This is a genomic window from Clostridium zhoujianii, from assembly GCF_051590805.1.
GTDB lineage: Bacteria > Bacillota > Clostridia > Clostridiales > Clostridiaceae > Clostridium.
This window is the reverse complement of the sequence record NZ_JBPUTF010000001.1, coordinates 1,748,605-1,762,448: the sequence shown is the minus strand read 5'-3', so window position 1 is coordinate 1,762,448 and position 13,844 is coordinate 1,748,605. Positions and strand designations below refer to the sequence as shown.

The 13,844-nt window shown below is 30.9% G+C and carries 13 protein-coding genes; 10 read left to right on the top strand and 3 right to left on the bottom strand.

Annotation, left to right across the window (positions count from 1 at the left end; all coding sequences use genetic code 11):
- Positions 1–62 precede the first annotated feature (62 nt).
- The 7 genes from ACSYT2_RS08215 to ACSYT2_RS08185 all read left to right on the top strand — a co-directional run bounded on the left by ACSYT2_RS08215 (position 63) and on the right by ACSYT2_RS08185 (position 8,617).
- Positions 63–2,501, top strand: a complete 2,439-nt coding sequence (locus tag ACSYT2_RS08215) for an FtsK/SpoIIIE family DNA translocase (RefSeq protein WP_438384522.1) — start codon at positions 63–65, stop codon at positions 2,499–2,501.
- An 82-nt stretch (positions 2,502–2,583) separates the two neighbouring features.
- Positions 2,584–3,921, top strand: coding sequence for a 30S ribosomal protein S12 methylthiotransferase RimO (rimO, locus tag ACSYT2_RS08210; RefSeq protein WP_430854742.1), 1,338 nt, complete (start codon positions 2,584–2,586; stop codon positions 3,919–3,921).
- Entirely contained in the window at positions 3,905–4,495 is a 591-nt protein-coding gene (gene pgsA / locus ACSYT2_RS08205; protein WP_438384520.1) for a CDP-diacylglycerol--glycerol-3-phosphate 3-phosphatidyltransferase, read from the top strand. Before rimO ends, pgsA begins: the two co-directional genes overlap by 17 nt.
- A gap of 208 nt (positions 4,496–4,703) precedes the next feature.
- Positions 4,704–5,750: a recombinase RecA gene (recA, locus tag ACSYT2_RS08200; protein WP_430854740.1), complete on the top strand. Its 1,047-nt coding sequence runs from the start codon at positions 4,704–4,706 to the stop codon at positions 5,748–5,750.
- Between the two features lie 466 nt (positions 5,751–6,216).
- A complete protein-coding gene (gene rny, locus ACSYT2_RS08195; protein WP_430854739.1) occupies positions 6,217–7,761 on the top strand; it encodes a ribonuclease Y in 1,545 nt (514 codons plus the stop codon).
- A gap of 182 nt (positions 7,762–7,943) precedes the next feature.
- The gene (locus ACSYT2_RS08190) at positions 7,944–8,204 is read left to right on the top strand and encodes a stage V sporulation protein S (RefSeq protein ID WP_430854738.1); all 261 of its coding nucleotides are present in this window, start codon (positions 7,944–7,946) and stop codon (positions 8,202–8,204) included.
- Between the two features lie 152 nt (positions 8,205–8,356).
- Complete coding sequence (locus ACSYT2_RS08185) at positions 8,357–8,617, top strand: HPr family phosphocarrier protein (RefSeq protein WP_430854737.1); 261 nt, start codon at positions 8,357–8,359, stop codon at positions 8,615–8,617.
- A 69-nt stretch (positions 8,618–8,686) separates the two neighbouring features.
- On the opposite strand, the gene ACSYT2_RS08180 is transcribed toward ACSYT2_RS08185, so the two are convergent.
- Positions 8,687–8,905 carry a DUF378 domain-containing protein gene (locus ACSYT2_RS08180; protein ID WP_430854736.1) on the bottom strand — a complete coding sequence of 73 codons (219 nt, stop codon included), beginning with the start codon at positions 8,903–8,905 and terminating at the stop codon, positions 8,687–8,689.
- A gap of 170 nt (positions 8,906–9,075) precedes the next feature.
- Here ACSYT2_RS08180 and purB point away from each other — a divergent pair, with 170 nt between their 5' ends.
- Positions 9,076–10,506 carry an adenylosuccinate lyase gene (gene purB, locus ACSYT2_RS08175; protein ID WP_438384517.1) on the top strand — a complete coding sequence of 477 codons (1,431 nt, stop codon included), beginning with the start codon at positions 9,076–9,078 and terminating at the stop codon, positions 10,504–10,506.
- 151 nt (positions 10,507–10,657) lie between these two features.
- Positions 10,658–10,801 (top strand): hypothetical protein, encoded by a 144-nt coding sequence (locus tag ACSYT2_RS08170; RefSeq protein ID WP_430854734.1) that lies wholly within the window; start codon positions 10,658–10,660, stop codon positions 10,799–10,801.
- A gap of 32 nt (positions 10,802–10,833) precedes the next feature.
- On the opposite strand, the gene ACSYT2_RS08165 is transcribed toward ACSYT2_RS08170, so the two are convergent.
- The gene (locus ACSYT2_RS08165; RefSeq protein WP_430854733.1) at positions 10,834–10,974 is read right to left on the bottom strand and encodes a hypothetical protein; all 141 of its coding nucleotides are present in this window, start codon (positions 10,972–10,974) and stop codon (positions 10,834–10,836) included.
- A gap of 11 nt (positions 10,975–10,985) precedes the next feature.
- Positions 10,986–11,156, bottom strand: a complete 171-nt coding sequence (locus tag ACSYT2_RS08160; protein WP_430854732.1) for a hypothetical protein — start codon at positions 11,154–11,156, stop codon at positions 10,986–10,988.
- A 189-nt stretch (positions 11,157–11,345) separates the two neighbouring features.
- Between ACSYT2_RS08160 and recQ the strand changes: the two genes are divergently transcribed.
- A complete protein-coding gene (gene recQ, locus ACSYT2_RS08155; RefSeq protein WP_430855748.1) occupies positions 11,346–13,784 on the top strand; it encodes a DNA helicase RecQ in 2,439 nt (812 codons plus the stop codon).
- Positions 13,785–13,844: the final 60 nt, after the last annotated feature.

The window sequence follows — 13,844 nt, the reverse complement described above, 5'->3', positions numbered from 1 at the left end:
TTCTTTTGAATAAAAGGAAAAACAAAAGACGTGTAGAAATATCTATGATGGGGTGATTTTAAGTGAGTAGAAGTAAAGGCAGAAAAAGTAACAAAAAACCTTCTAAAAAAGGAAATACAAGTAGTAATACGGAGATTAAAGGAATTATATTTATAGCAGTTGGATTATTAACATTTGTTGCAATATATACAGATTTAGCAGGATTTTTATCTAGCTTTGCACAAAGAATATCCCATTTACTATTAGGTCTAGGTGCTTATGCAATACCTATTTACCTGTTATATTTAGGGTATAACTATTTAAAAGGTAGAGGAAGTATAAGTTTAAGTAAAAGATTTTATGGAGTCACTTTATTTTTTATAGTAGGCATTTTAATTTTTGGGACGATATATATTCAAGCAATGAAAGATCCAAATGCTTTTGGTGATAATTTATCCCTTTTAGTTAAGTCAGTAGGAGAGGGTGAAAAGGGATTAAATGGGGGAATTATTTCTTATCTTATAACTTACCCATTATACAGGTTGGTAGGTGGAATCGGTTCATATCTTCTTTATGTAGCTATAATTATAATTTCATCTATATTAACTTTTGAAATATCTGTTATTGACCTAGGTGCTAAGGCTAAGATGAAGGGAAAGGCACTGAGAAAGGAAAGATCTATATCTCCAGTTATTGAAGATAATAAGAAGGAGGACTTTATTAAGGTAATTCAGAAGGATAGTAGCAGAGAGTCTCAATCAAAGGATGATTTTTTAAATGGAGTTAATAATAAAATAAAAATATTAGACTTTATGAAGAATGCAACTATAGATGAAGATAGTGATTTTGAAGTTGCAACTGATAAAGAAAATGAGCGTAAAATAGATGAATTTTTAAATATAGAAGAGTCTACGGAAAGGCCAATTCAAGAAGATGCACTATATAAAGAAAAATCAAAGTCTAATGAAGGCACTTTAAAGAAAGAAAGTTTAGATAATGGTACAAAAGAAGTAATTAACAACGAAATAAACAATCATATAAATGTGATGAGTACAGAAAAAGAGATAAAGGAATATGTATTCCCTAAAATGGATTTACTTAAGTTTAATGGAAAGACTAAGCTTAATAGTACTGATAAGAAAGAATTGATAGACAGTGCTAATAAATTAGAAGAAACACTAGGAAGTTTTGGAGTTGATGCCAAAGTAGTACAAGTCACTAAAGGACCATCAGTAACAAGATTTGAGTTACAACCAAGTCCTGGAGTTAAAGTAAGCAAAATTGTAAACTTATCTGATGATATTGCCTTAGGCCTAGCAGCTTCAGGGGTAAGAATAGAAGCTCCTATACCTGGTAAGGCTGCGGTAGGGATAGAGGTTCCAAACAAAAAACAAACACCAGTATTTTTAAGAGAAGTATTAGACTCTAATGAATTTAAGAATTCTGATAAAAAGTTAGCATTTGCTCTTGGAAAAGATATTGGTGGTAGTGTTGTTGTAGGTGATTTAAGTAAGATGCCTCATACACTTATAGCAGGAGCAACTGGTTCTGGTAAGAGTGTATGTATTAATTCTTTAATTATTAGTATCTTATATAAATATTCGCCAGATGATGTAAAACTACTTATGGTAGACCCTAAGGTTGTTGAACTTAATGTTTATAATGGAATTCCACATTTATTAATACCAGTTGTAACTGATCCTAAAAAAGCAGCAGCGGCCTTGAATTGGGCAGTGAATGAAATGACAAAAAGATATAATTTATTTGCTGAGATGGGAGTAAGAAATATTGATTCTTATAATGGGTTATTAGATAAAGGTATTATACAAGAAAAGCTACCTTATATAGTAATTATTGTGGATGAACTTGCAGACTTAATGATGGTATGTCCAAATGATGTAGAAGACTATATAGGTAGATTAGCTCAAATGGCAAGAGCGGCAGGTATGCATCTTGTAATTGCAACTCAAAGACCTTCAGTTGATGTAATTACTGGGGTAATAAAAGCTAATATACCATCTAGAATATCCTTTGCTGTATCATCACAGGTAGATTCAAGAACAATATTAGACAGCGCTGGTGCAGAAAAGCTACTTGGTAAGGGAGATATGCTTTATTATCCAGTAGGAGAAAGTAAACCATTAAGAGTACAGGGATGCTTTATTTCTGAAGAGGAAGTAGAGAATGTTGTACAATTTATCAAAGATGATGAGAGTGGGATAAACTATGAGGAGTCTATAATTGAACATATAAATAGTGAGGTTGATGGAAGGCCTGTAGAAGATGGAGAAGATGTAGATGAGTTACTATCTGAAGCTATTAATTTAGTTGTTGATTTTGAACAAGCTTCAACATCATTCTTACAAAGAAGATTGAGGGTTGGCTTTAATAGAGCTTCACGAATTATGGATCAATTAGAAGAAAGAGGAATAATATCGCCAAAGGATGGAAGTAGGCCTAGACAGGTATTAGTAAAAAAAGAAGATTTAATAGATAAAATAGAAGAAGACATAGAAAATTAACTTGTAATAGAGCCTAAAGAGATATAAAATAATTTGTGTTAAATGTATTAAAATAAATGGTGATACGCAGGAGGAAATATACTTGGGAAAATATAAAGTTGGAATGGTAAGTCTTGGATGTGATAAAAATAGAGTAGATTCAGAAATCATACTTGGGACAATGAGTAAAGAATATGAAATAACTAATAATGCTAAGGAAGCGGATATAATAATAGTTAATACTTGTGGATTTATAGAAAAAGCTAAACAAGAATCCATAGATACGATATTAGAAATGGCAAAATATAAACAAGATCATAATTGCAAGCTTTTAATAGCAACTGGTTGTCTTACACAAAGATATGGTAAAGAGTTAACAGAATTGATGCCAGAGATTGATATAATGCTTGGTGTAAATGACTATACTAAGATAGATAAGTTAATACGAGAATATATTCAAAAAGAAAAGAAGGCTTTAGAAGTAAATTATTCCGATGCTAACATAAATGAAGGGGAAAGGGTTCTTACTACTGCTAGTCATACTGCATATATAAGAATTGCTGAAGGTTGCGATAATTTCTGTACTTATTGTATTATACCTAAAATAAGAGGTAGATTTAGGAGTAGAGAAATGGAAAGTATAATAAAGGAAGCTACTTCATTAAGAGATAAAGGTGTAAAAGAGATTATTTTAGTTGCACAAGACTCAACTATGTATGGTAGTGATATATATGGAGAAAAAAAATTACATATATTATTAAAAGAACTTGCTAAAATTGAGGGGATAGAATGGATTAGGGTATTATACTGTTACCCAGAAGAAATTACAGAAGAACTTGTAGATGAAATAGCAACAAATGAAAAGGTAGTGAAATATTTAGATTTACCAATTCAACATATTAGTAGTAGAATATTAAAGCTAATGGGTAGAAAGACAAATAAAGAAGATATTCTTAAAAAGATTGACCTTCTAAGATCAAAGGTAAAGGGGATAACTTTAAGAACTTCATTAATTGTTGGATTTCCAGGAGAAAGTGAAGAGGACTTTAATGAATTAAAAGAATTCTTGAGAGAGTATAAAATTGATAAGGTTGGTGTATTTAAGTATTCACAAGAAGAAGGGACACCAGCAGCTACTATGAATAATCAAATTCCAGAGGAAGTTAAGGATAAGAGAGAAGAAGCAGCTATGCTTGTCCAAATGGAAGTATCTAAAGAAATAAATGAATTGAAAATTAACAATATTTATGATATTCTTGTGGAAGGGTATAATGGAGAATATTACTATGGGAGAAATTATGAAATGGTTCCTGAAATAGACGGTAATGTATTCTTTGAGAGTAGCCAAGAGATAAAAACTGGAACAATAGTAAAGGTGAAAATTACAGATTGTACAGATTATGATTTAGTAGGAGTTGTCGATTATGAATCTTGCGAATAAATTAACGCTTGTGAGAATACTTTTAGTACCTGTATTCTTAGTGTTTTTAGCTGTTAAGGATATCCCTTATGGGACTTATATTGCAACAGTAATATTTATATTAGCATCCTTGACAGATAAGCTTGATGGCTATATTGCTAGAAGTAGAAATCAAATTACGAATTTTGGTAAGTTCATGGATCCTCTTGCAGACAAGCTACTTGTAACAGCTGCACTAATATCTTTAGTTGAGCTTCAAGTAGTTCCAAGTTGGGCAGCAATTATAATTATTGCTCGTGAATTTGCAGTATCGGGCCTAAGAACTATTGCAGCAGCAGAGGGAAAGGTTATAGCCGCAAGCTGGTGGGGTAAAATTAAGACTGTAATACAAATAATAGCCATAGTTTTACTATTACTACAAGTAAATATTTATAATTCAGCTTATTTAACAGGATTAGTTGAAAGTTCTGATATTGTATATTGGATATTCTGCAATATTCCAGGGTGCTCATTAAATATTGCTGTAATCATAACTTTAATTTCGGGATATGATTATTTTATAAAAAATAAGCATACAATATCAACAGATAGATAATAAAAGCGAGCCTTTCAAGGTTCGCTTTTATTAAATTATTAAGGTACAATAGGGCTTTAGTGACTAAATTTGCGAATTGGAGGCAAGAATGTAGAAGGCTTATAGAAAATTATGGGTTATAATAAAAATATTATTGACTATATAAAATACATATACTATAATAATACATATAGAACATAAGTTCGTTAGAGAGGAAGGTGCGGGTAATATGAGTAATAATATTAATATGGATAAATTAAAGGCAATTGAAAATGCAATGGGTCAGATAGAAAAGCAATTTGGTAAGGGGTCTGTAATGAAATTAGGTGAAGATAGCCATTTAAAGCTTGATTCAATATCTACAGGATGTTTAGATCTTGATATAGCTTTAGGGATTGGTGGAGTTCCTAAGGGAAGAATTATAGAGGTATATGGACCAGAAAGTTCAGGTAAAACAACAGTTGCATTACATATTGCAGCAGAAGCACAAAAATTAGGAGGAGCTGTTGCTTTTATAGATGCAGAGCATGCATTAGATCCTAGTTATGCAAGGAAAATTGGAGTTGATACAGAAAATCTGATAGTTTCTCAACCAGATACAGGAGAGCAAGGATTAGAAATTGCAGAAGCCTTAGTACGTTCAGGAGCTATAGATGTTTTAGTTGTGGATTCAGTTGCTGCTTTAGTACCAAGAGCAGAAATAGAAGGGGAAATGGGAGATTCTCATATTGGTCTTCAAGCAAGACTTATGTCACAAGCATTAAGAAAATTAGCAGGTACTATAAATAAAACTAATTGTGTTGCTATATTTATTAACCAGTTAAGAGAAAAAGTTGGTGTAATGTTTGGTAGCCCAGAAGTAACAACTGGAGGAAGAGCGTTAAAGTTCTATGCATCTGTAAGATTGGATGTAAGAAGAATAGATTCTATTAAATCAGGTGATGCTATTCTTGGTAACAGAACAAGAGTTAAGATTACTAAGAATAAAGTTGCTCCACCATTTAAGGTGGCTGAATTTGATATTATGTACAACGAGGGTATTTCTAGAAATGGAAATATCGTAGATGTTGGAGTTAAGGAAGAAATAGTTCAAAAGAGTGGGGCATGGTTCTCATACGGTGATATAAGGCTAGGGCAAGGTAGAGAAAATGCTAAGGTATATCTAAAGGATAATCCTGAAATAGCTTTAGAAATAGAAAATAAGATTAGAGAGAAATATGAACTACCTAAAATGGTTGCTGCAGAACCAAAAGAAACTACCACAGAAGAAAAGTAAATAGATATAAAGGAATGGTTATTGACTTGACTATTCCTTTTTCTATTTAAATATTATAACTATTTTTATAAAAAAATAAAAGATTATTGATGAATAACATTTATAAAAAATAAAAATGAAGTAATAAAAAGGCGTAAATAACTTTATTAAGAAAAAATATTTGCTAATATTTAATTGTAAAATAAAATATTTGGTGAAAAAATGAATAAAAACTATAAAGAAAAGGTTTACTAATGTAGGAATAAAAATAAGATAAATAGAGAAAATTAAAGAATGAAAGAGTATATATAACATAAACTATATTATAACAGTGATAGTAACCTAACTTGACATAATTTTAATTTTCAGCTAAAATAATAACAAATACTGGTTTATCATATTCCTATAAAACAGTGAGAAGAATATGACACCTATACACTTTCATGTTTACTTATAATAAAAGAGTATACATGTGGGAGGTGTTAACGTGAAAGATACGTTTATATTAATAATAATAGATATTGTTGTTCTATTAGTTTTAGGAATAGTACTTTATAAAACAATTCAAGCAACATCAAAAAATAAGATAGAATCTCTAGAAAAGGAAGCAGAAGCACTTTTAGAAAATGCAAAAAAAGAGGCTGAAGCATCAAAGAAGGAAGCTATATTAGAAGCTAAGGAAGAGGTTCATAGATTAAGAACTGATGTTGAAAGAGATTCTCGTGAGAGAAGAAGTGAAATTCAAAGGCTTGAAAGAAGATTAATTCAAAGGGAAGAGTCACTTGACAAAAAGAGTGACACACTTCAAAAGAAGGAAGATGCAATCAGTGAGAGAATGATTGAAATCGATAATATGGAGATTAAGGTTCAAGAACTTCATACAAAAAGAAGAGAAGAACTTGAAAGAGTTTCTGGCCTATCAGGTGAAGAAGCAAGACAAATCCTATTAGATGAAATTAAGAAGGAAATAACTCATGATGCAGCCTTAATGATTAAAGACGTCGAAAGTAGGGCTAAAGAAGAAGCAGATAAGAAAGCAAGAGAAATAATAACTACTGCTATTCAAAGATGCGCTGCAGATCATGTATCAGAATCAACTGTACATGTTGTTGCCTTACCAAATGATGAGATGAAGGGTAGAATCATAGGTAGAGAAGGTAGAAACATTAGAACCCTTGAAACTTTAACAGGAGTAGATTTAATTATAGATGATACTCCAGAAGCAGTTATCCTGTCCAGCTTTGATCCGATAAGAAGAGAAGTTGCTAGGATGGCACTAGAAAAGTTAATAGTGGATGGCAGAATACATCCAGCTAGAATTGAAGAGATGGTTGAAAGGTCTCAAAGAGATGTGGAGAATGACATTAAGGAAGAGGGAGAACAAGCAACCCTTGAAACTGGTGTTCATGGATTACATCCAGAGATAGTAAGATTACTTGGAAGATTGAAATATAGAACTAGCTATGGACAAAATGTTTTAAAGCATTCCATAGAAGTTTCATATTTAGCTGGTTTAATGGCTTCAGAATTAGGTTTAGATGTTACTCTAGCTAGAAGAGCTGGTTTACTACATGATATTGGAAAAGCGGTAGATCAAGAACAAGAAGGACCACATGCATTAATTGGGGGAGATCTTGCTAAGAAATACCACGAATCACCTGTTGTAGTAAATGCAATAGCAGCTCATCATGGAGATGTTGAGATGGAATCATTAGAAGCTATTTTGGTTCAAGCGGCAGATGCTATATCAGCAGCTAGACCAGGAGCAAGAAGAGAAACCTTAGAAGCTTATATCAAAAGATTAGAAAAATTAGAAGAAATTGCAAATTCATATGAAGGTGTAGAAAAGTCATATGCCATTCAAGCTGGTAGAGAGATTAGAATTATGGTTAAACCAGATCATGTTGACGATGTTGGTGCAGTTGAACTAGCACGTAATATAGTAAAGAGCATCGAAGAACAATTAGAATATCCAGGGCAAATTAAAATTAATGTTATAAGAGAAACTAGAGCAGTGGATTTTGCAAAATAATAGAAATAAAAATACATTTTGTTTATCAAAATGTATTTTTTTTATACTAAAATTTAAAAAATTCTTAATATAAAAAAGGATTTTAAATAAATATGTAGAATATATATCAGGAGTAGAAAAAAATAAAATTGGGCACTAATGTTTGTAAACGATTAGTAAGAGATCTGGGAGGAGAAATAAAAATGGAAGTATTAAAGGTATCAACAAAATCAAACCCAAATTCAGTAGCAGGTGCGCTGGCTGCAATTATTAAAGAAAAAAACATAGTAGAGATTCAAGCAGTTGGAGCGGGTGCTATTAATCAAGCAGTAAAAGCAATAGCAATCGCAAGAGGATTTGTTGCCCCTAGTGGTAAGGATATTGTATGTATTCCTGCATTTACAGATATCATAATTGATGGTGAAGAAAGAACAGCTATTAAGCTTATAGTTCAACCAAGATAGAATTATTCTAGGCTATATACATTGGTATATGGCCTGATTTTATAATTATGTAAATGTAAAGGTTAAATAAAGGTATTGATATTATCTAGAAAGTCATATATAATAATAAAAGTTAAGTGAAAACTTATAGAATTTTTAAAGAGGTGAATGTAATGGTTTCAAAAGAGGTTTTAGTTAAAAACGGAACTGGTTTACATGCTAGACCAGCAACTTTATTAGTAAAGAAGGCTTCATCATTCAAATCGGATGTAAGCATAGAATTCAATGGAAAGAAAGCTAACGTTAAGAGCTTAATTGGTGTTTTATCATTAGCAGTAACTAAGGATTCATTAATAAAGGTTATAGCAAGTGGAGATGACGAAGCTTTAGCAGTTGAAGAAATTGCAAGCTTAGTAGAAAACTTAGAAGACTAGTACTTAAAAAAGGTTCCAAAAGGAACCTTTTTTTATTTTTCTACTGAAATTTAACTTATGTAAGAAGGATTATTTTTGATTAAAAAAGTATTTACACCTAACAATTAGAGAAATAAGGTTAAGTGAAGACAAAAAAACTAGTATATATATTCCTCTTTGTAGAATAATAGAACCAGCTGTCAATAAGGTAATTAGATTTAAGTTCAATAGTCCAATAAGTCCCCAGTTAATACATCCAATTAAGCAGAGTATGAAGGATATTTTGTCGATTATGTTTAGCTTATACATATTATTCACTCCCATTATATAAATCTTTACTTATTTAATTTATATGTTAAGAGGACGGAAATATTACTATGTGAAACAATTTTTATAAAAAGGTGAAAAAAACATAAAAATATGATATAATACGAATAATAATAAAAATAATAATAAATACATTCGTGTGGAGGTAGGAAATGAGAAACTTATACAGTTCACCATTAAATTCAAGATACGCATCAAAAGAAATGAGTTATATATTCTCAGATGATATGAAGTTTTCAACTTGGAGAAAGCTTTGGGTAGCTTTAGCTGAGTGTGAGAAGGATTTAGGATTAAATATAACAGATGAGCAAGTAGCAGAGCTTAAAGCTTATGTAAATGACATAAACTATGATGAAGCAGCTAAAAGAGAAAAAGAAGTACGACATGATGTTATGAGCCATGTTTATGCTTACGGATTACAATGTCCTAGTGCTAAAGGCATAATACATTTAGGTGCTACTAGTTGTTATGTTGGTGACAATACTGATGTAATAATCATGAGAGATGCTTTACTTCTAACTAAGAAAAAAATAATTACTGTATTAGATAGATTAAGTAAATTTGCTATAAAGTATAAAGATATGCCTACATTAGGATTTACTCACTTCCAACCAGCTCAATTAACTACTGTTGGTAAGAGAGCTACTCTTTGGATGCAAGATTTAGTAATGGACATAGAGAACTTAGATCATTTAATATCTACACTAAAGTTAAGAGGGGTTAAGGGAACTACAGGAACACAAGCAAGCTTTATGACTCTCTTTGAAGGAGACGAAGAAAAGGTTAAGAAACTAGATAAGATGGTTGCAGAAAAGATGGGCTTTGATAAGAGTTATGGTGTTACAGGTCAGACTTACCCAAGAAAGCTTGATTCAATTGTCCTTAACACATTATCAGAGATTGCACAAAGTGCTTATAAATTTTCAAATGATTTAAGACTACTTCAAAACATGAAGGAAGTAGAAGAACCATTTGAAAAGCACCAAATTGGATCATCTGCAATGGCATATAAGAGAAATCCAATGAGAAGTGAGAGAATGGGTGCCTTAGCAAGATACGTGATAGTAGATGCATTGAATCCTGCCATAACAGCTTCAACTCAATGGTTTGAAAGAACATTAGATGATTCAGCTAATAAGAGAATATCAATGGCTGAGGGATTCTTAGCATTAGATGGTGTTTTAAACCTTTATATTAACATAGCAGAAAATATGGTAGTTTATGAAAAGGTAATAGCTGCTCATGTAAATAACGAACTTCCATTTATGGCAACTGAGAACATAATGATGGAATCAGTTAAGAGGGGTGGAGACAGACAAGAACTTCATGAAAAGATAAGAGAACATTCAATGGCTGCGGCACAAAGAGTTAAAGGTGAAGGCTTAGATAATGACCTTATAAAGAGAATTATTGAAGATGATAGTTTTAATTTATCTAAGGATGAAATCTTGGCTATAATAGATCCAACTAAGTTTGTTGGAAGGGCTCCAGGCCAAGTTGTAGAATTTATAGCTGAGTATGTTACACCAATTATTGAAAAGAACAAAGATGCTATAGATATTACCAGTGAAATTAACGTTTAATAGTAGAGAGACGAAGATCCAAGTATTTAAAAGTACTTGGGTCTTTTTTTATAGGAGTATAAATATATATTATAAATAGAATAAAATGGAAGTAATAAAAATATTATTTTAGTTAATAATAAAAATACTATAAAGTAGAGGAGTGAAAAATTTGGAACAAAATAATTTTATACCATCTCTTGATAATTATGTTGCAAAGTATATGGATGAGAATGGTTGTTCATTTGAGGATGCTTGCAAAAACTTAGAAATTAATGAGAATGAGGTATTTAATCAAGGAAGATATGAAGGTTAGTATATGAAGGGGTGGACTGAATCCACCCTTTTTTATTTATAGGTTGTTTGAGTAGAAGGTTCATTCTTGCCATATGGACTATTATTATGAGCCTTATTATTTATTTTCTTAGCGTAAGCAGTAGATGTTGGATCAGATTCAGTATTATTAGTTAAAGAATTTTGTTTTGTCATATTATCACCTCTTATTTATTGTGAGATAGCTTAGATCTTTTAGTGAACTTTTTTCCATTTGCATGGGCGCCAACTTTTTCACCATTTTCTATACCAATTTCAGCTCCTGCCTCTGAATACATTTTTCTCTTTTCAGCATTTGATTTAGGTCTATCTTTCATCCTATGTTTATTATTATCCATAAAAATATCCTCCTGTATGTTATTGTCCTTCTATAATAGGTTAACCAGAAAATTTAAAAATATTTTATATATAGTTAGTACATATGAGTTATAATAGATAATCTAGGAAGAACTTTAATAATATGAATAAGAATGTACGTTCTTGTTAAGTATGTTAATATAGAAGTATGATTTTTGTTAGGAGTGGGAATTGTGAAAAAAGTATTAGAAGTTCTAGAAAAGTTTTATGGATATAAAAGTTTTAGAAAAGGTCAAGAAGAAATAATAAATGAGATATCAAAAAAAAGAGATGTGCTTGCAATAATGCCAACAGGTGCAGGTAAATCTATCTGTTATCAGATACCAGCACTTATATTTGAAGGGATAAGTATAGTAATTTCTCCATTAATATCTCTTATGAAAGATCAAGTAGATGCACTACATTCAGTAGGGATAAAAGCAGCATATATAAACAGTACTTTAGATAAGTATGAATTAGAAGAAATATTACATGGAATAAGAAATAATGAATATAAAATAATATATATAGCACCAGAAAGACTGGATTCTCATGAGTTTGTGGAGTTGATAAAGGGTATAGATATATCACAAATTGCAGTAGATGAAGCACACTGTGTATCTCAGTGGGGACATGACTTTAGATCAAGTTATAGGAAAATTCCTGATTTTATAAATGCACTTAAAGTTAAGCCTGTAATAACTGCATTTACGGCTACAGCTTCAGCAGAAGTTAGAGAGGATATTGTGAGATTATTAAAATTGAATAATCCTGAGATTTTTGTTAGTGGTTTTGATAGAGAGAACCTTGAAATTATAGTTATAAAGGAAGGGAATAAGGATAGATATTTAAAGGAATATATAAGGAAAAATTCTAACTTATCTGGAATAATTTATTGTGCAACAAGAAAAGAAGTTGATTCAGTATATGAAGCTTTATTAAGATTAGGATATTCTGTTGCTAAGTATCATGCAGGATTAAATGACAGTGAAAGAAGGGAAAGCCAAGAGGATTTTATTAATGACAAAGTGAATATAATAGTAGCGACAAATGCATTTGGTATGGGTATAGATAAACCTAATGTAAGATATGTTATCCATAATAATATGCCTCAAAATATTGAGAGCTACTATCAGGAGATAGGAAGAGCTGGAAGAGATGGCGAAAAGAGTGAATGTATTCTATTATTTACACCAGGAGATATACATTTACAAAAATATCTAATTGATATGGGACTACAAAATGAAGATAGAAAGAATAGTGCATATAAAAAATTACAAGATATGGTGGGCCTAGTTTATAATAGTGGATGCTATAGAAGGTTTATACTAAGATATTTTGGTGAAGATGGTGGGGATGACTGCAATAACTGTAGCAATTGCAAATCCGAAGGAGAAAACATAGATAGAACAATTGATACCCAGAAGGTTCTCTCTTGCATTTATAGGATGAAGAGAGGATTTGGTACAACAGTACTTGTAGATGTCCTTAGAGGCTCTAAGAATCAGAAAATATTGGCATTAGGATTTGATAAGCTTAGTACTTATGGAATAATGAAAGAATATAAAAAGGATGATTTAGTTAGTTTTGTGAATACATTAGTATCACATGGATTTATAGAGCAGGTTGAAGGAACTTATCCTATATTAAAATTAAATCAAAGATCATTTAATGTAATAAAAGGTGAAGAAAAAGTAATACTAAAAGAAGCTAAAGTTAGGGAAAATAAATATGTTATTAACGATCTATTTAGAATCTTAAAGGATCTAAGATTTGCTATAGCTATAGAAGAAAAGGTACCACCTTATGTTATATTTGGAGATAGTACATTACGAGAAATGAGTAATACTTATCCAATAACAGAGGAGGAAATTCTAGAAATAACAGGAGTAGGAGAAGTAAAGTATGAAAAGTATGGAAAGCAATTTATACAGGCTATAAAGGATTATATAGCTGAAAATAAAATTATTAAAAAGTCGGTAAAAGTGGAAACAGAGATAAAACCTCAAGATAGTGTATTATATATAGATACTGATGAGGAATTATACCTTATGTTGAAAGAAATAAGAGGAGAATTTGCTAAAAAAGAAGGTAAATATCCATATTCAATTATTTCGCAAAATACATTAAAGGAGATAAGTGGAAGATATCCTTTAACTTTAGAAGAACTAAAGGATATCAGTGGACTCGGTCCAAAGAAGGTAGAGTATTATGGTAAAAAGATTATTCAGGTTGTAGATGAATATGTCTCAAATAATAATATACAAAGAAATTGGATAGATAAAGGACGTAAAAAATTAGTTATAGATAATGAGGTAAGAGGTAATCCAGAAATTTCAATAAATATGCTAGAAGAAGGTTACTCCATACTAGAAATATCTGAGAAAGTAGAGGTATCAGTATCAACTATCTTAGGATATGTAACAGATTATATTAAAGAGACTGGTGATATAAGTTTCAGTTTAAACTTAAAAGAATTTTTTAAAGATGAAGAGGAAAAATTGATAGTTGATGCATGTCATAGGATTGGAATAGATAAAGTAGGGGAGTTAAAAAAGGAACTCCCAAGGGACATAAATTATGAGTCAATAAGGGCAGTTATTTTAAAGAATTATTATAATATTGCGTAATAAAGAATAGTCTTATTATAAGATATATGGTAAAATTATATAGAGTAAAAGCGTAGATTA